This is a genomic window from Pseudomonas sp. LM13 (genome assembly GCF_041381355.1).
GTDB lineage: Bacteria > Pseudomonadota > Gammaproteobacteria > Pseudomonadales > Pseudomonadaceae > Stutzerimonas > Stutzerimonas frequens.
The window spans coordinates 20,565-44,161 of sequence record NZ_JACBXH010000015.1; the positions used below are offsets into that span (position 1 = coordinate 20,565).

Annotated in this window: 18 protein-coding genes and 3 pseudogenes; 13 read left to right on the forward strand and 8 right to left on the reverse strand. The window is 65.3% G+C overall.

Features of this window, described 5'->3' with window-relative positions; translation table 11 throughout:
* Positions 1 to 17 precede the first annotated feature (17 nt).
* The 3 genes from HZR81_RS11465 to argA all read left to right on the forward strand — a co-directional run bounded on the left by HZR81_RS11465 (position 18) and on the right by argA (position 3,897).
* Entirely contained in the window at positions 18 to 1,283 is a 1,266-nt protein-coding gene (locus HZR81_RS11465) for an inorganic phosphate transporter (protein WP_014595539.1), read from the forward strand.
* A gap of 118 nt (positions 1,284 to 1,401) precedes the next feature.
* A complete protein-coding gene (argE, locus tag HZR81_RS11470) occupies positions 1,402 to 2,553 on the forward strand; it encodes an acetylornithine deacetylase (protein ID WP_500128156.1) in 1,152 nt (383 codons plus the stop codon).
* A gap of 45 nt (positions 2,554 to 2,598) precedes the next feature.
* On the forward strand, positions 2,599 to 3,897 hold the full coding sequence (gene argA, locus HZR81_RS11475; RefSeq protein ID WP_208217262.1) for an amino-acid N-acetyltransferase: 1,299 nt from the start codon (positions 2,599 to 2,601) through the stop codon (positions 3,895 to 3,897).
* A 34-nt stretch (positions 3,898 to 3,931) separates the two neighbouring features.
* On the opposite strand, the gene gshA is transcribed toward argA, so the two are convergent.
* The 3 genes from gshA to HZR81_RS11490 all read right to left on the reverse strand — a co-directional run bounded on the left by gshA (position 3,932) and on the right by HZR81_RS11490 (position 8,340).
* Positions 3,932 to 5,509 (reverse strand): glutamate--cysteine ligase, encoded by a 1,578-nt coding sequence (gshA, locus tag HZR81_RS11480; RefSeq protein WP_500128157.1) that lies wholly within the window; start codon positions 5,507 to 5,509, stop codon positions 3,932 to 3,934.
* A gap of 126 nt (positions 5,510 to 5,635) precedes the next feature.
* Complete coding sequence (locus HZR81_RS11485; protein ID WP_020306864.1) at positions 5,636 to 6,025, reverse strand: PaaI family thioesterase; 390 nt, start codon at positions 6,023 to 6,025, stop codon at positions 5,636 to 5,638.
* 2 nt (positions 6,026 to 6,027) lie between these two features.
* A complete protein-coding gene (locus tag HZR81_RS11490) occupies positions 6,028 to 8,340 on the reverse strand; it encodes a Tex family protein (protein WP_500128158.1) in 2,313 nt (770 codons plus the stop codon).
* A gap of 224 nt (positions 8,341 to 8,564) precedes the next feature.
* Here HZR81_RS11490 and ompR point away from each other — a divergent pair, with 224 nt between their 5' ends.
* On the forward strand, positions 8,565 to 9,299 hold the full coding sequence (gene ompR, locus HZR81_RS11495) for an osmolarity response regulator transcription factor OmpR (protein WP_011911524.1): 735 nt from the start codon (positions 8,565 to 8,567) through the stop codon (positions 9,297 to 9,299).
* A 76-nt stretch (positions 9,300 to 9,375) separates the two neighbouring features.
* Complete coding sequence (locus HZR81_RS11500) at positions 9,376 to 10,707, forward strand: ATP-binding protein (protein WP_110778378.1); 1,332 nt, start codon at positions 9,376 to 9,378, stop codon at positions 10,705 to 10,707.
* 22 nt (positions 10,708 to 10,729) lie between these two features.
* Here HZR81_RS11500 and rimK read toward each other — a convergent pair whose 3' ends face one another.
* Both rimK and rimB read right to left on the reverse strand, forming a co-directional pair.
* The gene (rimK, locus tag HZR81_RS11505) at positions 10,730 to 11,635 is read right to left on the reverse strand and encodes a 30S ribosomal protein S6--L-glutamate ligase (protein ID WP_014821965.1); all 906 of its coding nucleotides are present in this window, start codon (positions 11,633 to 11,635) and stop codon (positions 10,730 to 10,732) included.
* On the reverse strand, positions 11,632 to 12,099 hold the full coding sequence (gene rimB, locus HZR81_RS11510) for a retropepsin-like aspartic endopeptidase RimB (RefSeq protein ID WP_014821964.1): 468 nt from the start codon (positions 12,097 to 12,099) through the stop codon (positions 11,632 to 11,634). The genes rimK and rimB overlap by 4 nt, the downstream gene beginning before the upstream one ends.
* Before the next feature lie 101 nt (positions 12,100 to 12,200).
* Here rimB and HZR81_RS11515 point away from each other — a divergent pair, with 101 nt between their 5' ends.
* From HZR81_RS11515 to HZR81_RS11535, 5 genes are all read left to right on the forward strand, one after another.
* Positions 12,201 to 12,599: an RNA-binding S4 domain-containing protein gene (locus HZR81_RS11515; protein ID WP_500128159.1), complete on the forward strand. Its 399-nt coding sequence runs from the start codon at positions 12,201 to 12,203 to the stop codon at positions 12,597 to 12,599.
* A 120-nt stretch (positions 12,600 to 12,719) separates the two neighbouring features.
* Positions 12,720 to 13,607, forward strand: coding sequence for an Hsp33 family molecular chaperone HslO (gene hslO / locus HZR81_RS11520; protein WP_017244738.1), 888 nt, complete (start codon positions 12,720 to 12,722; stop codon positions 13,605 to 13,607).
* A 217-nt stretch (positions 13,608 to 13,824) separates the two neighbouring features.
* Positions 13,825 to 15,369, forward strand: coding sequence for a phosphoenolpyruvate carboxykinase (locus HZR81_RS11525; RefSeq protein ID WP_110778375.1), 1,545 nt, complete (start codon positions 13,825 to 13,827; stop codon positions 15,367 to 15,369).
* A 166-nt stretch (positions 15,370 to 15,535) separates the two neighbouring features.
* Positions 15,536 to 16,138 (forward strand): nitroreductase family protein, encoded by a 603-nt coding sequence (locus HZR81_RS11530; RefSeq protein WP_500128160.1) that lies wholly within the window; start codon positions 15,536 to 15,538, stop codon positions 16,136 to 16,138.
* Between the two features lie 199 nt (positions 16,139 to 16,337).
* Entirely contained in the window at positions 16,338 to 18,263 is a 1,926-nt protein-coding gene (locus tag HZR81_RS11535) for a RecQ family ATP-dependent DNA helicase (RefSeq protein ID WP_500128161.1), read from the forward strand.
* Here the strand turns inward: HZR81_RS11535 and HZR81_RS11540 are convergent.
* Together HZR81_RS11540 and HZR81_RS11545 are read right to left on the reverse strand one after the other, a co-directional pair.
* Positions 18,260 to 18,634: pseudogene (locus tag HZR81_RS11540) on the reverse strand (methyl-accepting chemotaxis protein); the annotation flags it as partial. The gene HZR81_RS11535 and the pseudogene HZR81_RS11540 overlap by 4 nt on opposite strands.
* Positions 18,635 to 19,126: 492 nt before the next feature.
* A pseudogene (locus tag HZR81_RS11545) lies at positions 19,127 to 20,470 on the reverse strand (FIST signal transduction protein); the annotation flags it as partial.
* Between the two features lie 140 nt (positions 20,471 to 20,610).
* Here HZR81_RS11545 and HZR81_RS11550 point away from each other — a divergent pair.
* Positions 20,611 to 21,387: pseudogene (locus tag HZR81_RS11550) on the forward strand (MCP four helix bundle domain-containing protein); the annotation flags it as partial.
* A 78-nt stretch (positions 21,388 to 21,465) separates the two neighbouring features.
* On the forward strand, positions 21,466 to 22,245 hold the full coding sequence (locus tag HZR81_RS11555) for a methyl-accepting chemotaxis protein (protein WP_500128185.1): 780 nt from the start codon (positions 21,466 to 21,468) through the stop codon (positions 22,243 to 22,245).
* 17 nt (positions 22,246 to 22,262) lie between these two features.
* Here the strand turns inward: HZR81_RS11555 and HZR81_RS11560 are convergent, their stop codons facing one another.
* Entirely contained in the window at positions 22,263 to 22,457 is a 195-nt protein-coding gene (locus HZR81_RS11560) for a hypothetical protein (RefSeq protein WP_102839411.1), read from the reverse strand.
* 222 nt (positions 22,458 to 22,679) lie between these two features.
* Here HZR81_RS11560 and HZR81_RS11565 point away from each other — a divergent pair, with 222 nt between their 5' ends.
* Entirely contained in the window at positions 22,680 to 23,597 is a 918-nt protein-coding gene (locus HZR81_RS11565) for an aldo/keto reductase (protein ID WP_500128162.1), read from the forward strand.

Consider the following 23,597-nt stretch of genomic DNA (forward strand, 5'->3'; position numbering starts at 1 on the left):
AACAGGTAGTTTTCCTTATGTCTCTTATTGCGGATTACGGCTTCGTACTCCTGATTCTCGCCTGCGCATTCGGTTTCTTCATGGCCTGGGGTGTCGGTGCCAACGATGTCGCCAACGCCATGGGCACTTCGGTCGGTTCCCGTGCGTTGACCATCAAGCAGGCGATCATCGTGGCGATGATCTTCGAGTTCTGCGGCGCCTACCTGGCCGGTGGCGAGGTTACCGAGACGATCAAGAACGGCATCGTCGATGCAGAGGTCATCTCGCCCGATCTGATGGTGCTGGGCATGATGTCGGCGCTGCTGGCGGCTGGTACCTGGCTGATGATCGCGACGATGAAGGGCTGGCCGGTTTCCACGACGCATTCGATCATCGGCGCCGTCATCGGCTTCGCTGCCGTCGGCGTATCCACCGATGCGGTGCACTGGGAGGCCATCGGGCCGATCGTCGCCAGCTGGGTGGTCACGCCAATGCTTTCGGGGGTCGTCGCCTTCGGCCTGTTCATGAGCGTGCAGAAACTGATCATCAACACCGATCATCCCTTCGAGAACGCCAAACGCTTCGTCCCGCTGTACATGTTTCTCACCGGTTTCATGGTCGCCCTGATGACGGTGACCAAAGGTCTCAAGCATGTCGGCCTGCACCTGAGCAGCCAGCAGGGCGTGGTCATCGCCTTCGGCATCGGCCTGCTGGTAGCACTGCTCGGCGTGGCACTGCTCAGCCGTATCAAGCTGGACGTGGAGGCGGACAAGACCTTCCACTTCGCCAGCGTAGAGAAGGTCTTCGCCGTGCTGATGATCTTCACCGCCTGTTCGATGGCCTTCGCCCATGGTGCCAACGACGTCGCCAACGCCGTCGGCCCGCTGGCCGCCATCGTCGGTGTGATCGAATCCGGTGGTGCTGCCGACATCGCCGCCAAGTCCGCAGTGCCGGGCTGGGTGCTGCTGCTGGGCGCGCTCGGTATCGTCATCGGTCTGGCCACCTACGGCTACAAGGTGATCGCCACCATCGGCAAGGAAATCACCGAGCTGACCCCGAGCCGTGGCTTCGCCGCCGAACTGGCCACCGCGACCACCGTGGTCGGCGCCTCGGCCATCGGCCTGCCGGTTTCCACCACCCATACGCTGGTGGGTGCCGTGCTTGGCATTGGTATCGCCCGCGGTATCGGTGCGCTGAACCTGGGCGTGGTCGGTTCGATCTTCATGTCCTGGCTGATCACCCTGCCGGCCGGCGCCTTCCTCGCGATCGTCTTCTTCACCGTGCTCAAGTTCATCTTTACCTGAGTCGAGCCGACGCGATCGACGCCCCGCCTCGGCGGGGCGTTTTCGTTTGCGGGTCCCGCCGTCGCGCGTTTCGTGCTTCACTGCACCTTCGTTCCGATCGCATCACGGGAGGTCACCGGTGCCCATTCCTTCGCTCAAGGAGCAGTTCGCCGCGCTCATTGCCGCGCCCTCCGTCAGTTGCACGCAGCCTGGCTGGGATCAGAGCAACCGTCCGGTGATCGAGCTGCTGGCCGCCTGGCTCTGCGAGCTGGGCTTTGCCTGCCAGATGCCGGAGGTTGCGCCCGGCAAGTTCAACCTGCTGGCCAGCTACGGCAGCGGTCCCGGTGGCCTGGTGCTGGCCGGACACAGCGACACCGTGCCGTTCGATGGTGAACTGTGGACGGCCGATCCGCTGCGCCTTCGCGAGGCTGATGACCGCTGGTACGGGCTCGGCAGTTGCGACATGAAGGGCTTCTTCGCGCTGATCATCGAGGCGGTGCAGCCTTTGCTGGAGCAGCCGTTCCGTCGTCCGCTGCTGATCCTCGCCACCTGCGACGAAGAAAGCTCGATGTCCGGTGCCCGCGCCCTGGCTGCAGCCGGCCAGCCGCTCGGCCGCGCGGCGCTGATCGGCGAGCCCACGGGGCTGCGGCCGGTGCGTCTGCACAAGGGCATCATGATGGAGCGCATCGACATCCTCGGGCAGAGCGGACATTCTTCCAACCCCGCCTACGGCCACAGCGCGCTGGAAGCTATGCACGGCGTGATCGGCGAGATGATGACGCTGCGTCGGCAGTGGCAGGCCGAGTACGACAATCCGCTGTTCGACGTGCCCAAGCCGACCCTCAACTTCGGCTGCATCCACGGCGGCGACAACCCCAACCGCATCTGCGGGCAATGCGCGCTGGAGTTCGACCTGCGCCCGCTGCCGGGCATGGACCCGCAGCAGCTGCGCGGGATCATTCGCCAGCGCCTGCAGCCGCTGGCCGAGCAGCACCAGGTGAAGATCGACCTGGCGCCGCTGTTTCCGGCGGTGCCACCCTTCGAACAGCCGGCCGAAAGCGAGCTGGTGCGCCTGGCCGAGCGCCTCACCGGGCACCAGGCCGAGGCGGTGGCGTTTGCCACCGAAGCGCCTTATCTTCAGCAGCTCGGCTGCGAAACGCTGGTGCTGGGGCCCGGCGACATCTCCTGCGCGCACCAGCCCGACGAGTACCTGCAGCTCGAGCGCATCGAACCAACCGTGCAGCTGCTGCGTCGGATGATCGAGCACTACTGCCTGCAACCCCAGGCCTGACCGGCCGCCCACCAGACGAACAAGACCTGCCACAAAGGCTCATCCATGCACGACTACGTCACCTGGCTCCGCGATTCCTCGCCCTACATCAACTCGCACCGTGACCGCACCTTCGTCGTCATGCTGCCGGGCGACGGCGTGGAGCATGCCAACTTCGCCAATATCGTCCACGACCTGGTGCTGCTGCACAGCCTTGGCGTGCGCCTGGTGCTGGTGTTCGGTTCGCGTCCGCAGATCGAGGCGCGGCTGGCGGCGCGCGGTATCACGCCGCGTTTCCATCGCGACCTGCGCGTCACCGATGGTCCGACCATGGAGTGCGTGATCGATGCGGTCGGCCAGCTGCGCATCGCCATGGAGGCGCGGCTGTCCATGGACAAGGCCGCTTCGCCGATGCAGGGCGCACGCCTGCGGGTGGCCAGCGGCAACTTCGTCACCGCGCGACCGATCGGCGTGCTCGACGGCGTCGACCTGCACCACACCGGCGAGGTGCGGCGCATCGATCGCAAGGGCATCGGCCGGCTGCTGGACGAGCGCACCATCGTGTTGCTCTCGCCGCTGGGCTATTCGCCCACCGGGGAAATCTTCAACCTGGCCTGCGAGGACGTCGCCACCCGCGCCGCCATCGATCTGCAGGCCGACAAACTGGTGCTCTACGGCGCCGAGACCGGCCTGCTCGACGAAAGCGGCAAGCTGGTGCGTGAGCTGCGTCCGCAGCAGATCCCGGCCTACGTCGAGCGCCTCGGCAGCCAGTACCAGGCCGAGCTGCTGGATGCCGCGGCACAGGCCTGCCGCGGCGGCGTGCGGCGTAGCCACGTGGTCAGCTATGTCGACGACGGTGCGCTGCTCAACGAACTGTTCACCCGCGACGGTGCGGGCACGCTGGTGACCCAGGAGCAGTTCGAGCAACTGCGCGAGGCGACCATCGAGGATGTCGGCGGGCTGATCGACCTGATCACCCCGTTGGAAGAGCAGGGCATTCTGGTGCGGCGCTCACGCGAGGTGCTGGAACGCGAGGTCGAGCAGTTCAGCATCGTCGAGCGCGACGGGTTGATCATCGCCTGCGCAGCGCTCTATCCGATCGCCGACTCGGATGCCGGCGAGCTGGCCTGCCTGGCGGTCAATCCGGAGTACCGTCATGGCGGGCGCGGCGACGAGTTGCTCGAACGCATCGAAGAACGTGCCCGGGCGCTGGGGCTGAAGAAGCTGATCGTGCTCACCACGCGTACCGCGCACTGGTTCCAGGAGCGCGGCTTCGAGCCCATCAGCGTCGATCGTCTGCCGGCCGCGCGGGCCTCGCTGTACAACTTCCAGCGGAATTCGAAGATTTTCGAAAAGCCGCTCTGAAGCCCGCTGGCGGGCGCAGCACCCGCCAGGTTGCTTAGAGGCTTAGGCTGCGCTGGTAATCGGCGACGAAGCTGTCGAAGTCCAGCGTGTCGGCGGCTTCCATCGCCGCCTGGCGCTCCAGCGACTGCCGCGCCGCCGTTTCGAACTGCTGCAGTTCATCGGCGCTCGGCACCTGGCTGCGGAAGTAGTCGGCATGGGCAAGCGTCTGGCGCATGGCGAACTGGCTGAAACTCTCGCCGTTCATGCGCAACTGCTCGAGCACGCGCGCTGAGGGCGTCAGGCTGCTGTCGGCGACCTTGGCGCGCTGTTCGGCCAGTGCCTCGGCATGCCGGCTGTCGTCATGGCTGCGGTCGAGCAGGGCGGCCACTTCGGCGATCTCGTCGAGCAATTGGTTGGCCCAGTCACTGAGCAGGACATGCTCGCCACAACGCTGCAGCTCAAGTCCCGGACGCCGGCCTTCCTTGACCACCTTGAGGAAGTTGTCGGTGGCCGCGCCGCACTCGCCATCGGCCAGGCAAGGGCTGTCGGCCAGTGCGCAGAACAGCAGGAAGGCGTCGAGGAAGCGTGATTCGGCGAGGTCGATTCCCAGCGGCAGGAACGGGTTGATGTCCAGGCAGCGCACTTCGATGTACTGAATGCCGCGGGCGCGCAGAGCCTGCAGGGGGCGCTCGCCGGTGGCGGTGACGCGCTTGGGGCGGATGTTCGAGTAGTACTCGTTCTCGATCTGCAGCGCGTTGGTGTTGAGCTGCTGCCAGTTGCCGGCGGCGTCCTTGATGCCCATCGCCTCGTAGGGGGCATACGGCGTGGAAACTGCGCGGAACAGGCTTTCGGTGTAGCTCGACAGGTCGTCGTAGCAGGGCGTGAGGCCGGCCTGGGCATTGTTCTGGTAGCCCAGGTCGCTCATGCGCAGGCTGGTGGCGTAGGGCAGGTACAGGGTGTCGGCGTCGAGCGCTTCGAGCTGATGCGGGCGCCCGCGCAGGAAGCCGGCGTCCAGTGCCGGCGAGGCGCCGAACAGGTACATCAGCAGCCAGCTGTAGCGGCGGAAGTTGCGGATCAGCCCGATGTAGCGCGCGGAGCGGTAGTCCCGCTCGGTGCGGGTATCGCCATCATCGGCCTGCAGCACCGGCCACAGCGCCTCCGGCAGCGAGAAGTTGTAGTGGATGCCGGCGATGCACTGCATGGTCTTGCCGTAGCGCAGCGCCAGGCCCTGGCGATAGACATGCTTGAGCCGCCCGATGTTGGAGCTGCCGTATTCGGCGATGGGGATGTCCGCTTCGCTCGGCAGCGGACAGGGCATCGACGGGCTCCACAGGTATTCATCACCCAGCTTGGCGTAGGTGAAGCGATGGATCGCTTCAAGCTCGGCCAGGGTATTGCGAGGGTCCTGGTCGGTGCCGGTGATGAACTCCAGCAGCGCCTCGGAATAATCGGTGGTGATCTGCGGGTGGGTCAGCGCCGAGCCCAGCGCAATGGGGTGCGGCGTCATGGCCAGATGGCCGTGGGCATCGACGCGCAGGCATTCGCGCTCGATTCCGTGCAGGCATTGGTTGAGCAGCGGCAGGTGTGGAGCCTTGGCCAGCAATGCCAGGCGGTGGGTGAGAAGAGCGCTCAACTTGTGGATTCCTTCACGCGACAGTCGCCCCAATATGGGGATGGAAACGCCGCTTCACAAGAGGCAGCGTTGCTTCGACCACAGGCCAGGCGTGCCGACTCCGCGAGCGGCTGGCGGCACAGGCCGTTAGAGGCAGGCGAAGGTCGCCTGGGCCTTGGCGATCAGCTTGTCGCCCTGATGCACTTCGGCTTCCAGCACCTGGGTCCGCCGGCCACCGTGCACCACCCAGGCGCGACAACGCAGCTCACCATCGGTCACCGGGCGGATGTAGTTGACCTTGCATTCGAGCGTGACGCTGTTCGGCGAGCCATCGCCCAGGCTGTGGCTGGCCTGGCCCATGGCGGTGTCGATCAGCGAAAACAGCGCGCCGCCGTGCAGCTTGCCGTGCAGATTGCGCAGGCCGTCGTGCATGGACAGGCTGAGCACGGCCTCGCCATTGCCGACCTGGTGAATCTCCAGGCCGAGCAGGCGGCCGAAGGCGCTGGAGTTACCCACCGCCTCGACTTGAATGCTCATGCCTACTTCCTCAGCTGCTTGGCGTTGGCGAACAGCGCGGCCATGGCGGCATTGGCCGGTGCCGGCTTGTCTTCCCTGGCATGACGCTCGCTACGCGGCGCGTTGCCGCGTGGCTTGCCGCCGCGCGGGCCGTCGGTCTTCTCGCCGGGCGTGTCGCTCATGCGCATGGACAGGCCGACACGGTTGCGCGGGATGTCCACTTCCATGACCTTGACCTTGACGATGTCGCCGGCCTTGACCACCTCGTACGGGTCCTTGACGAACTTCTCCGACAGCGCGCTGATGTGCACCAGACCGTCCTGGTGCACGCCGATGTCGACGAAGGCACCGAAGTTGGTGACGTTGGTCACAACGCCTTCGAGCACCATGCCCGGCTCCAGATCGCTGAGCTTCTCCACGCCGTCCTGGAATTCGGCGGTCTTGAACTCGGGGCGCGGGTCGCGACCCGGCTTGTCCAGTTCGCTGAGGATGTCGGTGACGGTCGGCAGGCCGAAGGTCTCGTCGGTGAACTGCTTGGGGTCCAGGCGCTTGAGAAACGCCGAGTCGCCGATCAGCGAGCGGATGTCGCGACCGGTGTCGGCAGCGATGCGCTTGACCAGCGGATAGGTTTCCGGGTGTACGGCGGAGGCGTCCAGCGGGTTGTCGCCGTTCATCACGCGGAGGAAGCCGGCGGCCTGTTCGAAGGTCTTCTCGCCCAGGCGCGGGACCTTTTTCAGCTCGCTGCGGGACTTGAACGCACCGTTGGCATCGCGGAACTGCACGATGTTCTGCGCCAGCGTCGCGTTGAGGCCGGAGATGCGTGCCAGCAGCGCGGCGGAAGCGGTGTTGACGTCGACGCCGACGGCGTTCACGCAGTCCTCGACCACGGCATCCAGCGAGCGCGCCAGTTTGAGCTGGGACACGTCGTGCTGATACTGGCCGACGCCGATGGATTTCGGGTCGATCTTCACCAGCTCGGCCAGCGGATCCTGCAGGCGGCGCGCGATGGACACGGCGCCGCGCAGGGAGACGTCCAGGTCCGGGAATTCCTTGGCCGCCAGTTCCGAGGCCGAATACACAGAGGCGCCGGCTTCGCTGACCATGATCTTGGTGAGCTTGAGACCGGGCACTTTCTTGATCAGCTCGCCGGCCAGCTTGTCCGACTCGCGGCTGGCGGTGCCGTTGCCGATGGCGATCAGGTCCACTGCATGCTTGGCGCACAGCTTGGCGAGGATCGCCAGGGTGCCGTCCCAGTCGTTGCGCGGTGCGTGCGGGTAGACGGTGGCGGTTTCCAGCAGCTTGCCGGTGGCGTCGACCACCGCGACCTTGCAGCCGGTGCGCAGGCCCGGGTCCAGCGCCAGGGTCGCGCGCGGACCGGCCGGGGCGGCCAGCAGCAGGTCGTGCAGGTTGCGGGCGAACACCGAGATGGCCTCGTCCTCGGCCTTGTCGCGCAGCTCACCGAGCAGGTCGGTTTCCAGGCTGGTGTAGAGCTTGACCTTCCAGGTCCAGCGCACCACCTCGGCCAGCCACTTGTCGGCAGCACGGCCGCGGTTGGCGATGCCGAAGCGCTCGGCGATCATGCCTTCGCCCGGGTGCATGTTGCCGGGCGTTTCGTCACCGACCTTGAGGCTGACGCTGAGGATGCCCTCGTTGCGGCCGCGGAAGATCGCCAGCGCGCGGTGCGAGGGGGTGTTCTTCAGCACTTCGTCGTGTTCGAAGTAGTCGCTGAACTTGGCGCCTTCGGTTTCCTTGCCCGGCACGACGCGGGCACTGAGGGTGGCGTTGTGCTTGAGGAACTCGCGCAGCTTGGCCAGCAGGTCGGCGTCTTCGGCGAAGCGCTCCATGAGGATGTACTTGGCGCCTTCGAGCACGGCTTTCACATCGGCGAAGCCCTTCTCGGCGTCGATGAAGCGCTCGGCTTCCTGTTCTGGCGTAAGGTCCGGATTGCCGAACAGTGCATCGGCCAGTTCGCCGAGGCCGGCTTCCAGGGCGATCTGGCCCTTGGTGCGGCGCTTCTGCTTGTAGGGCAGGTAGAGGTCTTCGAGACGGGTCTTGGTGTCGGCGAGGTCGATCTCGCGCTTGAGCTCGGGGGTCAGCTTGCCCTGTTCCTCGATGCTGGCAAGGATCGAGATGCGGCGCTCGTCCAGCTCGCGCAGGTAGCGCAGGCGCTCTTCCAGGTTACGCAGCTGGGTATCGTCGAGGCTGCCGGTGACTTCCTTGCGATAGCGGGCGATGAAGGGAACGGTGGAGCCTTCGTCGAGCAGCGCCACGGCGGCGGCGACCTGTTGCGGGCGTACGCCCAGCTCGTTGGCGATACGGGAATTGATGCTGTCCATGAACCTACCTGGGTCAGTCAAGGCATGCAGGCCGGGCCTGCGCGAAAGCCGGCGATTATAGGGGAAGTGCGGCGATTGGCCTCAAGCTAATCCCGGCACATGGCGTGCGGCATGACGGTTTGCGCGTGGTGACTGCCGCTGGGCGAAAAATCTGCTAACAATGGCTGTCAGTAGGGCCGATCCACACTGCGCAATAATGCGCCGTCGACCATCTGGGAGTTTCCATGAGCAGCACTGCGCAAGCCAACGAAGGCGAAAAGATCCTTATCGTCGATGACGATGCCCGTCTGCGGCGTCTGCTCGAGCGCTTTCTCGACGAGCAGGGCTACCGCGTCCGTACCGTGGAAAACACCGAGCAGATGGACCGCCTGCTCAGTCGCGAGCTGTTTCAGCTGGTGGTGCTCGATCTGATGATGCCGGGCGAGGACGGGCTGTCCGCCTGCCGCCGGCTGCGTGAGGCGAACAACCAGATCCCGATCATCATGCTCACCGCCAAGGGCGACGAGGCCAGCCGCATCCAGGGCCTGGAGCAGGGCGCCGACGACTACCTGGCCAAGCCGTTCAACCCTCGCGAGCTGCTCGCGCGCATCCGTGCGGTGCTGCGCCGGCAGGCGCCACAGGTGCCGGGCGCTCCGGCCAGTGAGGACGAGACCGTCACCTTCGGCGAGTACGAGCTGTCGCTGGCCACGCGTGAGCTGAAGAAAGGCAACGAAGTGCACATGCTCACCACCGGTGAGTTCGCCGTGCTCAAGGCGCTGGTGCAGCACGCCCGCGAGCCGCTGACCCGGGACAAGCTGATGAACCTCGCCCGCGGCCGCGAGTGGGATGCGCTGGAGCGCTCCATCGACGTGCAGATTTCCCGCCTGCGCCGGCTGATCGAGCCGGACCCGTCCAAGCCGCGCTACATCCAGACCGTCTGGGGTGTGGGTTACGTATTCGTGCCGGACGGCAACAAGTGAGTCGACCACGGCGTGCCACCGGCTGCGGGCGCGATAGCCTCGTTACCCGCAGCCCGAGGCGTGCCGCCGCTTTTTCATGAAGACCCCGCTCTGGTTCCCGCAAAGCTTCTTCGCCCGCACCCTATGGATGGTGCTGATCGTAGTGCTGTTCTCCAAGGTCCTCACCCTGGTCTATCTGATGACCAACGAGGACGTGCTGGTGGACCGCCAGTACAGCCACGGCGCGGCGCTGACCCTGCGCGCCTACTGGGCTGCCGACCTGGAGGACCGCGACCGCATCGGCCGAGCCGCCGGTCTGCAACTGGTGGCCGAGCAGAACGTGCCGCGCAGCGAATACCACTGGCCCTACACCGAGATCTTCCAGCGGCAGATGCGCGACGAGCTGGGCGACGATACCGAGGTGCGCGTGCGTATCCAGCCGTCCACGGCGATCTGGGTGCGCGCGCCTGCGTTGGGGCCGGACTGGGTGCAGGTGCCGCTGTATGCCTATCCGCTGCGTGGTCAGCGCATCTGGAGCGTGCTCGGCTGGTTCCTCGGTATCGGCCTGTTGTCCACCGGTGCGGCGTGGATCTTCGTCAGTCAGCTCAACCTGCCGCTCAAGCGGCTGGTCTTCGCCGCGCGGCAGATCGGCAAGGGCCGGCGCGTGCGCCTGCCGATCGGCGACACACCGAGCGAGATGACCGAGGTGTATCGCGCTTTCAACCAGATGGCCGAGGACGTCGAGCAGGCTGGCCGTGAGCGCGAACTGATGCTGGCCGGGGTTTCCCACGATCTGCGCACGCCATTGACGCGCCTGCGTCTGTCGCTGGAGCTGATGAGCAGCGATGACGAGCTGACCGACGACATGATTCGTGATGTCGAGGACATGAATGCGATCCTCGATCAGTTCCTCGCCTTCGTCCGCGACGGCAGCGACGAGCCGGTGGAGACCACCGACCTCGGCGAGCTGATCCGCGAAGTGGTGGCGCCCTACAACCAGCAGCAGGAGATCGTGCGTCTGTGCGTCGAACCGATGCCGCCGTTTGCCCTGCGCCGCGTGTCGGTCAAGCGGCTCTTGGTCAACCTGATCGAGAATGCGCTGCGTTATGGCGGTGACGGGGTCGAGGTGGCGGCCTATGTCTCCGGCGACCAGCATGCGCCCTATGTGGTGCTCAGCGTGCTCGACCGCGGGCCGGGAATCGATCCGGCCGAGCTGGAAGGCCTGTTCAACCCCTTCATCCGCGGCGATCGCGCCCGTGGTGGACAGGGCGCCGGACTGGGCCTGGCCATCGTCAAGCGTATCGCCTCGCAGCACGGTGGCATCGTCGAGCTGCGCAATCGCGAGGGCGGTGGTCTGGAAGCGCGGGTCAGCCTGCCGCTGGGGCTGCTGCTGCCGCGCGATGCGGTGCAGGGCAAGCCGGCCGAATAAGCCGGCTCGCAGCTCGGTGGGATCAGCCCTTGCCCTTGGTGCGGGTCAGGTGCGGGCCGCCGTTCTTTTCCAGGTACTGAATGATCAGCCCGGCGACGTCCTTGCCGGTGGTTTCCTCGATCCCGGCCAGGCCCGGCGAGGAGTTGACCTCCATCACCAGCGGACCATGGTTGGAACGCAGGATGTCGACGCCGGCGACGTTGAGGCCCATCACCTTGGCGGCGCGGATGGCGGTCATGCGCTCTTCCGGGGTGATCTTGATCAGGCTGGCGGAGCCGCCGCGGTGCAGGTTGGAGCGGAATTCCCCTGGCTTGGCCTGACGCTTCATCGCGGCGATGACCTTGTCGCCGACCACGAAGCAGCGGATATCGGCGCCGCCGGCTTCCTTGATGTACTCCTGCACCATGATGTCCTGCTTGAGCCCCATGAAGGCCTCGATCACCGATTCGGCCGCCTTCTCGGTTTCGCAGAGCACCACGCCGATGCCCTGGGTGCCTTCCAGCACCTTGATCACCAGCGGGGCGCCATTGACCATCTGGATCAGATCGGGAATGTCGTCCGGCGAGTGGGCGAAGCCTGTTACCGGCAGACCGACGCCGCGACGTGAGAGCAGCTGCAGGGCGCGCAGCTTGTCGCGCGAGCGGGCGATGGCCACCGACTCGTTGAGCGGGAACACCCCCTGCATCTCGAACTGGCGCAGCACGGCGCAGCCATAAAAGGTCACCGAGGCGCCGATGCGCGGGATCACCGCGTCGAAGCCCTCCAGCGGCTTGCCGCGGTAGTGGATCTGCGGCTTGTGGCTGGCGATGTTCATGTACGCGCGCAGCGTATCGATCACCACCACTTCATGGCCACGCTGCTCGCCGGCTTCGACCAGACGACGGGTGGAATAAAGACGCGGATTGCGCGACAGCACGGCGATTTTCATTGCGCACCGGAAGAAGTGAGGATCTGGGGTTTGTCCTGGATATAGGTTCGCGACGGATCGATCAGCCATTGACCGTCGACCAGTGCCTTAGAGCCGAGCAGCAGGCGGTAGCGCATGGTCTTGCGGCAGGTCAGGGTGAACTCCACCGGCCAGACGTGGCTGCCCAGCGCGAGCAGGGTGCGCACCACGTAACGCGTCTGCACCTGGCCGTTGGAGCTCTTGATCAGCTTGCGGGTGACCAGCGGCGCCTCGCAGCGATGGCGACGCTGCACCAGCGTGCCCAGGTGCGCGGTGAAGCGAACCCAGCGCTGCCCATCGCGTTCGAATTCGCTGATGTCGGTGGCGTGCAGCGCCGAGGTGCTGGCCCCGGTATCGACCTTGGCACGCAGGCCCACCACGCCGAGATCCGGCAGGGCGATCCATTCACGCAGTCCGATCACGGTGTGGGGGTCGAGTCTCTTCAATGGGCGTGTCCGAAGAATTTGGCGGCATTCTAGTTGGGGTGCATGACAACTGCATCCGTCTGTAACACCCTAGAACGATGTGTAGGAGTTAGAGCTGGACGATGGCTGAAAAAGACGACGACAAGGTGCGCCTGGACAAGTGGCTGTGGGCCGCGCGCTTCTTCAAGACCCGCGCGTTGGCCAAGGCGGCCATCGAAGGTGGCAAGGTGCACTGTCGCGGCGAGCGTTGCAAGCCGAGCAAGGAACCGAAGATCGGCGATGAACTGGTGATTCGCGTTGGCTTCGACGCGCGAACGGTGGTTATCCGCGCGCTGTCGGCGGTGCGCCGCGGCGCACCCGAGGCGCAGACGCTCTATGAAGAGACGCCGCAGAGTCTGGCCGCTCGCGAGGAAGCGGCAGCCCAGCGCAAGGTAGGTGCTCTCGGCATGCAGACCGACGGCCGGCCGAGCAAAAAGCAGCGGCGGCAGATTCAGCTGCTGCGTGACTTCAAGCCGGATTAGGCTGCGCAACGCCGGCGGACCGCATCACGTGCGAGGCCGTCCGGCGCTTGCCCTTGGTCCGGGCCGGCTTTGCGCCTAAAATTGCCCGCCTCCTCCGCCGTACCTGCGAGCTTTCCGGCTATGCCCGATCAAACCCAGCGTTTTCTCTTCGATGATTCCGATGTTCGCGGCGAGATCGCCACGCTCGAGGAAAGCTACCAGCACGTGCTCGCCAAGCACGCCTATCCAGAACCTGTGGCCCAATTGCTCGGCGAGCTGCTGGCCGCGGCCGCGCTGCTGGTCGGCACGCTCAAGTTTGACGGGCTGCTGATCCTCCAGGCCCGCTCCAGCGGTGCCGTGCCGCTGTTGATGGTCGAGTGTTCCAGCGCGCGCGAAGTGCGTGGCATCGCCCGCTATCACGCCGAGCAGATTCAGCCAGGTGCAACGCTGGGCGAGCTGATGCCCGAAGGCATGCTGGCGATCACCATCGACCCGGCCAACGGCCAGCGTTATCAAGGCATCGTCGGGCTGGAGGGGGTCAACCTGGCAGCCTGCCTGACCGACTACTTCGCCGCTTCCGAGCAGCTGCCGACGCGTTTCTGGCTCAATGCCGACAGTCGTCGCGCCTGCGGTCTGCTGCTGCAGCAATTGCCGGCCGATCGACTCAAGGATCCGGAGGAGCGTGACGCCAGCTGGGAGCACCTGCGCACTCTGGCCGACACGCTGACCGCCGAGGAGCTACTGGGCCTGGACAGCGAGACGCTGCTGCATCGGCTTTACCACCAGGAGCAGCTGCGCCTGTTCGATGCGCTGCCGATCCGCTTTCGCTGCAGCTGCTCGCGCGAGCGCTCCGCCCGTGCTCTGGTCAGCTTGGGTGAGGAAGACGCCCTGCAGCTGGTGGCTGAGCAGGGCGGAACGGTCAGCATCGATTGTCAGTTCTGCAACGAGAAATACACCTACGACGCCGCGGACGTGGCCCAGCTGTTCGCCGGCGGCGGCAGCGAGGCGCCGTCTGATACCCGCCACTGAATCAGCCTGACGCGCAACGCGTCTGCATCAAGGTTCCGCGGGGCTGCCCGGTGATGCCGGCGGCCTCGCGCCGACAGTGAACTATTTGGCCATCACGGCCTCATACCCAGCGCGGCGCATTATCTGGCATAATCGCGCGCACTTTTTTCGATGTAGTTCGCTGTTCGGCGGGCTACAACAGCATGGAGGAATCGGCCCAGGGCCGACGGGAACACTCATGACGCAAGCCACCAACGCCGTGTACACCGACATCAGCACCGCTCAACTGATTGAAGAAGCCGTCAAGCGCGGAGAGGGCGAACTGTCCGCCAATGGCTCTCTGGTGGTGAAGACCGGGCACCGCACGGGTCGTTCTCCGGCTGACCGCTTCATCGTCGAAGAGCCTAGCACCCAGCAGAAGATCGCCTGGGGCCCGATCAACCGTCCGTTCCCGGCCGGCAACTTCGAGGCGTTGTGGAACCGCGTCGAAGCCTACCTCGGCGAGCGTGACAGCTTCGTTTCCCATGTCCATGTTGGTGCCGATCCCGAGCACTACCTGCCGGTCAAGATGACCACCGAAACCGCCTGGCACAACCTGTTCGGCCGTTGCCTGTTCATCACTCCCGAGCAGTTCAACCAGGCCGGTCTGAGCGAATGGCGCATCCTCAACGCACCTTTCTTCCAGTGCGTACCCGAGCGTGATGGCACCAATTCCGACGGCTGCGTGATCATCAACTTCGCCGAGAAAAAGGTCCTGATCGCTGGCATGCAGTACGCCGGTGAGATGAAGAAGGCCATGTTCTCCGTGCAGAACTTCCTGCTGCCGGACGTCGACGTGCTGCCGATGCACTGCGCCGCCAACATTGGCGAAGACGGCGACACCACCCTGTTCTTCGGTCTGTCCGGCACCGGCAAGACCACCCTGTCGGCCGACGAGAGCCGCTACCTGATCGGTGACGACGAGCACGGCTGGGGCGTTGGTCGCGTGTTCAACATCGAGGGTGGCTGCTACGCCAAGTGCATCGACCTGTCCGAGAAGAACGAGCCGGTAATCTGGAAGGCCATCAAGTTCGGCGCCGTGCTGGAGAACGTGGTCCTCGACGAACGTACCCGCCTGCCTGACTACGCCGACGCCAGCCTGACCCAGAACAGCCGCGCCGCCTACCCGCTGCAGCATGTCGAGAAGCGTTCCGAGAAGAATCTTGGTGGCGAGCCGAACGCGGTGATCTTCCTGACCTGCGACCTGACCGGCGTACTGCCGCCCGTGTCGATCCTGAACAACGAGCAGGCTGCCTACCACTTCCTGTCCGGCTACACCGCGCTGGTCGGTTCCACCGAGATGGGTTCGGGCAGCGGCATCAAGTCGACCTTCTCCACCTGCTTCGGTGCGCCGTTCTTCCCGCGCCCGGCCGGCGAGTACGCCGAACTGCTGATCAAGCGCATCAACGGCTTCGGCTCCAAGGTCTACCTGGTCAACACCGGCTGGACCGGCGGCGGCTACGGCGTTGGCAAGCGCTTCAATATCCCGACCACCCGTGCGGTGATCGCTGCGATCCAGAGCGGTGCGCTGGTAGGTGCCGAGACCGAGCACCTGCCGATCATCAACCTGGACGTGCCGAAGGCGGTCGCCGGTGTCGACACCCAGCTGCTCAACCCGCGCAATACCTGGGCCGACAAGGGCGCCTACGACCAGGCTGCGAAGGAGCTGGCTGGCAAGTTCATCGAAAACTTCAAGAAGTTCGACGTCTCCGATGCCATCCGCAACGCCGGCCCGCAGCTCTAAGCTGCCTGCCGCGTGATCGAAAGCCGCCTTCGGGCGGCTTTTTCGTTTGCGCCGGGCGGTGAGTTAGATCAAAGGTGTCGATGATTCTTATCGGTCAAGACGCATGGATTCGATTGGTCGGCGCCCTTAGCATGGCGCGACTGTTCATTACGAGGAACCGCGCGCCATGAATACCGAAGAAGCCATCCGCACCCGTCGCGCCGTCAAGGCGTACGACCCGAGCTTTCAGCTGAGCCGTGAAGAAAAGGACGAGCTGCTGCAGCTGGCGCTGCTGGCGCCCTCTGCCTTCAATCTGCAGCATGTGCGCTTCGTCGAGGTCAGCGACCCAGCGCTGCGCGCGCAGATCCGCGAGGTGGGTTGGAATCAGGCACAGATGACCGACGCCTCGATGCTGGTGGTGATCTGCGCCCAGGTCGACAGCTGGGAAAAGAATGTCCGCCGCGTCTGGGACGGCGCACCGAGCGAGGTGCAGGACTACATGGCCGGCGCCATCGATGCCTATTACCGTGGCAAGCCGCAGGTGCAGCGTGACGAGGCCATGCGCAGCTGCGGTCTGATGGCGCAGACGCTAATGCTCGCCGCTCGCGCCAAGGGCCTGGATTCCTGCCCCATGGATGGCTTCGATTACGACGCGGTCGGCAAGCTGATCAACCTGCCGGACAACCATGTCATCGCGCTGATGGTCGCGGTGGGCAAGCGCGCCGCCGAGCCGAAGCCGCGCGTCGGCAAGTTGCCGTTCGATGAGGTGGTCATCCGCGATCGCTTCTGAGTCTTCTGGCGAAGGGCGCGCAATGCGTCCTTCCGCTGGGCCCGCTTTGCCCTCCTCAAAGCCTCATCCGGCCCGCCCAGGGCCATCGCTGGGCTGATGGCCACGCGCTCCGACGACCGGACGCACATATCAGCCGCTTTGCAGTACCGTCTCCCTCCTTTTGCTACCCTCCGGCCTCCAGTCAAGGGAGTGACTCAGCATGATCGAACAGACGCTCGAACAGACATTCGGCTACAACGGCTTTCGTCCCGGCCAGGAACGGGCCGTTCGCGCCGTGGTGGCCGGCCGCTCGGCGGCGGCGATCTTTCCCACGGGGTCGGGCAAGTCGCTGTGCTATCAGCTACCGGCGTTGCTGCTGCCGCATCTCACCCTGGTGGTCTCGCCGTTGCTGGCGTTGATGCAGGATCAGCTGGCCTTTCTGCAGCGGCATGGCATCGCTGCCGGCAGCATCGACTCGGCGCAGAGCCGCGAGCAGGCCAGCGAAACCATGGCGCGGGCCAAGTCCTGCGAACTGAAGATCCTGATGATCTCGGTGGAGCGACTGAAGAACGAGCGCTTTCGCCACTTCATCAGTCAGGTGCCGATCTCACTGCTGGTAGTGGACGAGGCGCACTGCATCTCCGAGTGGGGGCACAACTTCCGCCCGGATTACCTCAAGCTCCCCGACTACCAGCGCCAGTTCAACATTCCCCAGGTACTGCTGCTGACTGCCACGGCGACGCCGCCGGTGATCGCCGACATGCAGGCCAAGTTCTCGATCGCCACGGACTACGTGGTGACCACCGGCTTCTACCGGCCCAATCTCAATCTGCTGGTGGAGCCGGTCAGCGGCTTGCACAAGCAGCGCCGGCTGGTGGAATGGCTGTCGGACAGGGCCGGGCAGCCCACCATCGTCTACGTCACCCAGCAGAAGACCGCCGAGCAGGTTGCCGAGCACCTGGCGCAGCGCGGTTTTCCTGCCAGCGCTTATCACGCCGGCATGGCGCACGAGGTGCGTGAGTCGATCCAGCGCCGCTTCATGGCCGGCGAGCTGAACTGCATCGTCGCCACCATCGCGTTCGGCATGGGCGTCGACAAGGCGGACATCCGCAACGTGGTGCACTACGACCTGCCCAAGTCGGTGGAGAACTACAGCCAGGAGATCGGCCGGGCCGGGCGCGACGGGCGGCCGTCCGATTGCCTGGTGCTGGCCAATCGCGACAGCCTCAGCGTGCTACAGAACTTCGTCTACGGCGATACGCCGGAACGCGAGGGCATCCGCTGCGTGCTCGACGAGCTGCTGCAGGCTGGCGCCGGCGGGCAATGGGAGTTGATGCTCAACCAGCTGTCCGAGCAGAGCAACATCCGCCAGCTGCCGCTGAAAACCCTGCTGGTGCAGCTGGAGCTACGCGGCATCATCGCCCCGCGTTTTGCCTATTTCGCCGAATACCGCTTCAAGTACCTGCTCGAGCCCGAGGCGCTGGTGGCGAAGTTCGAAGGCGAGCGGCGACTGTTCGTCGAAGCCATCGTGCACACCTCGGCGCGGGCGCGGACCTGGTGCACGCTGGATTTCGACGCGCTTTATGGGCAGCACGGCGCCGACCGCGCGCGGGTGGTCAAGGCGCTGGAGTATTTCCAGGAAAAGGGCTGGATCGAGCTGGAGAGCAAGCAGATGACCGAGGTCTACGCGCTGCTCGATCCGCACTTCGATGCCGAGGCTCTGAGCGGCGAGCTGCACGCCTACTTCAAGGAGCACGAAGCCAGCGAGATCGCTCGCATCGACAACATGCTGGCCTTGTTCGAGTCCCGCGAATGCCTGAGTCAACGGCTGGCCGCCTACTTCGGTGATCGCCAGGCGCCGCAGCGCTGCGGGCATTGTTCGGTTTGCAACGGGCAGGTCGCGAAGCTGCCGGAACCGCCGACACTGGCGCCGCTGGAGCAGATCGACCTGGCCGCCCGCTGCGCCGAATTCAGTCAGCGTTACACGCAGCTCAAGGGCGGTGTGCCGAGCGCCGAGTGCCTGACGCGCTTTCTCTGCGGTATCAGCGTACCGGTGTTCGCCAAGCTCAAGGCGCGCCAGCTCCCCGGCTTCGCCTCGCTGGAGGCCTATCCCTACGCCGAGGTTCGCGCGCGCCTGGCTGGTTAGCGCGCGGTCAGGCCGATCAGCCGGTCGGCGACGCCCTTGGTCTGGCGTGAGGTGCCGGCGGTGAGGTTGCTCGAATTTTCCAGCGCATCGAGCAGTCCGGTCAGCGAGCCGACGCCAGCCGACTGGGTTTCGATGTGCTGTGCCACTGCGCGAATCTCGCTGGCCAGGCGGTCGATGTCGGTGCCGATCTCCTCCGCGTTCTTGCCGGTGATCTCGGCCAGCTTGCGCACCTCGTCGGCCACCACTGCGAAACCGCGGCCCATGTCGCCGGCACGCGCTGCCTCGATCGCCGCATTGAGCGCTAGCAGGTTGGTCTGCCCGGCGATCTGCTGGATGGTCTGCACCACCGATTGGATTCGCTGGCTCGACTGCGCCAGGTCGCGGGCGCTGCTGACCACCTCGTCGGCCTGGTGAACCATCTGCTTGACCGAGCTGCCGGCCTGTTCGATGACGGTACCCTGCTGGTTGATGTTCAGGGTCAGGTCGTCCATCGACCCGTGCAGTTCAGTGGCGCACTGACTCAGCTGTTCGGACATCGAGCGGCGTTCCTCGTCGGCCTGCGAGAGCACCTGACCGAGGTCGGCGAGGCCGCGGAACACCGGCCGGATATGCTCGTCGAGCCCGTTGATGTCCACCGCGCTACTGTAGTCCTGGCGCTTGAACTGCTCGATCTGCTTGACCACCACCTGGCTCAGGCCGGTGAGTTTCTTGATCTGCCGGCGCAGGAAGAACGCCTTGAATTCACCGTGGTAGGCGATGAAGTTGTCGGTGTACTCATCGTGGAACTCGTCCTTGCCGTTGGTGCGGAAGAAGAACACCGCCGTCAGTGTCTGGTTGAGATTGAGGCCGAGGATCTCGCCGAAGGTCGAATAACCGGCCACCGGCACGTCATCGAACACCGGGTCCATGCTGCCGAGCGCTCGTTCGTTGTTCAGCCGGCGCAGGATGCAGTCGTTGAGGATGCCCACGATCGGCTTGCCGGGTTTGTTGCGCATGAATTGCTGATAATCGCGGCGGGTGGTTTCGGCCAGCGGCGTGCGCTTGACCATGATCAGCTCTTCGCCGGGCGCTACGTCGCAGAACAGATGCACGCGCTCGTTGGCGAAGTCGATCTGCGAGATCGAGCGGACAAACACTTCCTCGCCGACGCGGATGGCGAAGGAGTAGTCCGAGAGCCGTTGCTCCAACTCCTGCGGCGCGCATTTGAGCGCCTCACAGAGCGCCTGGACCATCGTGCGGATGTTGCCGCGAGCGTCGACCACCTGGCTGATGTAGCGATCCTCCAGGGAGGCGCTGAGTACGCTCAGGCTGAGCGGCGTCGGCTCGAAGTTCTGGCTCTTGAAGACGCCGAAGCGGACGTCGCGGGCGCACTTGAGGAAGACGATCAGCGCATGGTTCTGGTAGCTGCGCTGGCCGTCGTGGAGTTGGGTGCGCTGGAAATCCAGCTTGCCGCCCGCCGAGCCACCGACGAACAGGCAGGGAAAGCGCCCGGACTCGTACAGGGCCTCCATGAAGAACGACTCCGAGGCGGACAGGCCGTCGAAGAAGATGTTGGCCAGGGTGTCGCGGTAGTCGATCTTCATCGTCACCTGCAAACGCTTGATCGAGGCAGTCAGGCGGGCGATACGTTCGGCCATCGGCAGGCGCTGGCCGCCGCTGCGGATGTCTTCGCACTCCAGCGGCACGCGGACGATCTCAGCGGCGGCGATGACGCTGGCGTCGAACAGCTGCAACACCACCCGATCCCACTGCGCGCCGGTCGCACAGTAAAGCCGCTGGCCCTCGCTGGACAGCTCACCCGCAGTGGTGCACAGGCTAATCGTCGCCTGCGGAAAGCGCTGCGCTATCTGCCTGGCGACTGCGTCCAGATCCACATGCGGCGAGACGAAGCCGGCGATGTAGGTCGGGTTGAAGCGCAGGGTGGCTAGCTGTTGTGAGAGCTGCTGAGCCGAGCAGAGCAGGCTCGTCGTGCCGGTGGATTGCGTATGGCCTGGCTTGAATCGGGAGAGCGAAATCATGGGCGTTACTCGCGCTTGAGGATAGGAAGCGGGAAACTCGGCCGCTCCCGCACTGATCAGCCGTCGATCAGAGGCTACTTTTTTGTTATCGGCGCTCAGGCCGCGAGCTGTACGCCCGTTCGGCGCCGTCACCGTCAGCCACGTTATCGACCGCCGAGTCGAAGATCGCCATGCAACCATGGTCTTCATCCGGAAGTAGTGGGTGACGTGGCGATTGCTCTTGATGTGGCGCAACGGAAGTCGCGTGCGGCTGTGCAATTGTCGACCGGTGGCCTGTTGCCGCAGTTGTTGTAGCCGATATCAAGGAAAGCCTCTCGAGGAGCGACGCCATGCCCCGCCTGTTCACCGATCTCGGATTCCGCTGGAAGATCACCTTGCCCATTGCGGCGCTGGCCCTGTTGCTGGTGCTGATGGGCGTTTTCGGGATGCGCGGCATCGAGCGCGTCAGCGACTCCAGCGAGGTCTTGGCCACACGCCATCTGCCGGCCATCGGTCTGCTGCTCAATGCCGATCGCGACCTGTATCAGGCCTTCGTCGCCGAGCGTAGCCTGCTCGACAGCGATGCTGGCGAGCATGTGCAGGCACTCAAGGCCAGCCATGCGGAAAACCTCAGGCAGGCCTACGACCGTGTGCAGAAGTACGCAGCCATGCAACCGGGCGCCGAGGCACTGGCGCTGGTCGAGCAATTCAATGGCGGCTTTCAGCAATGGTCCGCGGTATCGCAGCGGGTCATCGAGCAGGTCGATCTCGATCCTCAGGCCGCCAGCGCGCTGAGCTTCGGTGACAGTGAGGCGCGCTTCGATGCCATGCGCGATGCCATCGACAAACTCGGTGAACTCGAAGGCGCAGCCGCCGAGGCCGAGGGCGCGGCGGCGATCGCCGAGGGCGCCGCCACATCCAGTCAGCAGACCGTGGTGCTGATCATCGGCCTGCTGGGCTGCGCACTGCTCATCCTCGGTCTGCCGCTGGTGGTGTTGCGCCCGATGCGCCGTTTGCTCGATCGGCTGAAGCAGATCGCCGATGGCGATGGCGACCTGCGTGCTCGCCTGGAGGTGCATTCGGCTGACGAGCTGGGCCAGCTCGGCAATGCCTTCAACCGTTTTCTCGACAAGCTGCAGCCGCTGATCGCCGAGGTCGGACGGGTTACCGCTGAGGTTGAGACAGCCGCGCGTGGCATGGCGGCGATGGCTGAAACCAACGATCAGTTGATCAGCAGCGAACACGCCGCGGTCGATCAGGTGACCACCGCGGCGACCGAGATGAGCGCGGCGGTGCACGAAGTTGCGCTCAATGCGCAGAATGCATCGGACGCCGCGCGTGCGGCGGAAACCCAGTCACGCCAGGGCGCGTCGGTCGTCAGCAGCACCATCCAGTCGATCCGTCAGCTGGCCGGGGAGGTCGAAGGCGCATCGCAGACCATCGGTGCGCTGGCCGAGGAAACCGCCAGCATCGGCGCGGTGCTCGAAGTGATTCGCGGCATCGCCGAGCAGACCAATCTCCTCGCGCTCAACGCCGCCATCGAGGCGGCGCGCGCCGGTGAGCAGGGCCGTGGCTTCGCCGTGGTGGCCGACGAGGTAAGGGCACTGGCCGCGCGCACGCAGGATTCGACCAAGGATATCCAGTCGCGCATCGAGCGCCTGCAGAGTGGCGTCGGCAAGGCCGTACAGGCCATGCAGACCGGCAGTGACAAGGCGCGAGACAGTGTCGAGCGGGCATCCGGTGTCGATCAGGTGCTGGCGGAAACCTCCGTGTCGGTGCAGCGCATCAACGATATGGCCGCCCAGATCGCCACCGCGTGCGAGGAGCAGAGCTGCGTCACCGAGGAAATCGCTCGCAACATCACAGATATCCGTGACCTGTCCAACGAGGCGGCCACTTACTCCTCGCAGAGCATGCTCGCCAGTCAAAAGCTGTCCGGGCTGTCGAAGACGCTGGCGGAACTGGTTGGCCGTTTCCGCACCTGAGGCCGGGCGCGCTGCCGTTACAGCGAGCCCCAAAGCAGCCGACCCAGACCGCTGTCGTTCGGCAGCAAAAGCAGGCTGAGAATGAACACCAGCAGCAGTCCGGCGGCATAGCAGAGGCTGCTCAGCCGGGAGCGTGCGCGGGGCGGGCGCGACGCGGCAGGTGGCTTGCCGTCTGGGCTCGGCTGGCGCGACTGGGGTATGTTGCAGGACATGCTCGTCTCGACAGTTATCAGCCCGCCGTCAACGCAGCAGGCATCGGAAGCGGCGCAGTAAAGCGCAAATGGAGGCGTATCGCCACTACTGTGGCATCGCTTCCGTACGCTTCGCGTCGCTCTGAAACATCAGGAAAAGCTCCGTACGTCGCTGGACCGGTATCGCGGGATGGCTCGACCATACTCAGAGGTCGATACCGCAACTGATCGGAGACTCCGCCCATGCCGACGCGCCGCCAGATCATCCAACGTTCAGCAGTGGCCGCAGCGCTGCTGGCGCTCGGTCCGCTGCTACCGTCGCTGGTGCGGGCAGCCGCGGGGCTGCGTCGACGCGAGATTCCTTCCACCGGCGAGATGCTGCCCGTCATCGGCCTCGGCACCTCGATCACGCACAATGTCAGCCTCGACGATCCGCGCATGGACCGCCTGCTCGAGGTGCTGCGGGTGCTGGTCGCGGGCGGTGGCTCGCTGATCGACACCGCGCCGAGCTATGGCAATGCCGAGCGCGTCGTCGGTGAGCTGGTCGAGCGCCTGGGCCAGCGCGGCCAGGTGTTTCTCGCCAGCAAGGTGTCTTCGACCGGTCGCGAGCGCGGCCTGGCGCAGATCGAGGCGAGCTTCGAGGCCCTGCAGACCGAGGTCATCGACCTGATCCAGGTGCACAACCTGCAGGACACCCGCACCCAGCTCGGCCTGCTGCGTGAACTCAAGCAGGAGGGGCGGGTGCGCTACATCGGCGTGACGCACTATCTGGAATCGGCCCACGATCGCCTGCTGGACACCCTGAAGCAGGAGCAGGTGGACTTCGTCCAATTCAACTATTCGGTGGGCGAGCGCAACGCCGAGAAGCAGCTGCTGCCGTACTGCGCCGACCACGGCATCGCCACGCTGATCAACCGGCCGTTTACCCGTGGCAACCTGCTGTCCAGGGTCAAGGGCAAGCCGCTGCCGGACTGGGCCGCGGAGATCGACGCCAGCTCCTGGGCGCAGCTGCTGCTCAAGTTCATCCTCGCCGAGCCGGCGGTGACCGCGGTCATACCGGCGACTTCTAACCCGCGCTACATGGCCGACAACCTGCTTGCCGGCCAGGGCCGTCTGCCCGATGCGCGACAGCGGCAGATGATCGTCGACGCCTTCCGCTGA

Bases quoted from the DNA above. Each gene is read 5' to 3' on its own strand.
- HZR81_RS11465 (WP_014595539.1), top strand. From the start codon at position 18: ATGTCTCTTATTGCGGATTACGGCTTCGTACTCCTGATTCTCGCCTGC.
- argA (WP_208217262.1), top strand. From the start codon at position 2,599: ATGCACGACTACGTCACCTGGCTCCGCGATTCCTCGCCCTACATCAAC.
- HZR81_RS11485 (WP_020306864.1), bottom strand. From the start codon at position 6,025: ATGAGCATTCAAGTCGAGGCGGTGGGTAACTCCAGCGCCTTCGGCCGC.
- HZR81_RS11490 (WP_500128158.1), bottom strand. From the start codon at position 8,340: ATGGACAGCATCAATTCCCGTATCGCCAACGAGCTGGGCGTACGCCCG.
- ompR (WP_011911524.1), top strand. From the start codon at position 8,565: ATGAGCAGCACTGCGCAAGCCAACGAAGGCGAAAAGATCCTTATCGTC.
- HZR81_RS11500 (WP_110778378.1), top strand. From the start codon at position 9,376: ATGAAGACCCCGCTCTGGTTCCCGCAAAGCTTCTTCGCCCGCACCCTA.
- rimK (WP_014821965.1), bottom strand. From the start codon at position 11,635: ATGAAAATCGCCGTGCTGTCGCGCAATCCGCGTCTTTATTCCACCCGT.
- HZR81_RS11515 (WP_500128159.1), top strand. From the start codon at position 12,201: ATGGCTGAAAAAGACGACGACAAGGTGCGCCTGGACAAGTGGCTGTGG.
- hslO (WP_017244738.1), top strand. From the start codon at position 12,720: ATGCCCGATCAAACCCAGCGTTTTCTCTTCGATGATTCCGATGTTCGC.
- HZR81_RS11525 (WP_110778375.1), top strand. From the start codon at position 13,825: ATGACGCAAGCCACCAACGCCGTGTACACCGACATCAGCACCGCTCAA.
- HZR81_RS11530 (WP_500128160.1), top strand. From the start codon at position 15,536: ATGAATACCGAAGAAGCCATCCGCACCCGTCGCGCCGTCAAGGCGTAC.
- HZR81_RS11535 (WP_500128161.1), top strand. From the start codon at position 16,338: ATGATCGAACAGACGCTCGAACAGACATTCGGCTACAACGGCTTTCGT.
- HZR81_RS11555 (WP_500128185.1), top strand. From the start codon at position 21,466: ATGGCTGAAACCAACGATCAGTTGATCAGCAGCGAACACGCCGCGGTC.
- HZR81_RS11560 (WP_102839411.1), bottom strand. From the start codon at position 22,457: ATGTCCTGCAACATACCCCAGTCGCGCCAGCCGAGCCCAGACGGCAAG.
- HZR81_RS11565 (WP_500128162.1), top strand. From the start codon at position 22,680: ATGCCGACGCGCCGCCAGATCATCCAACGTTCAGCAGTGGCCGCAGCG.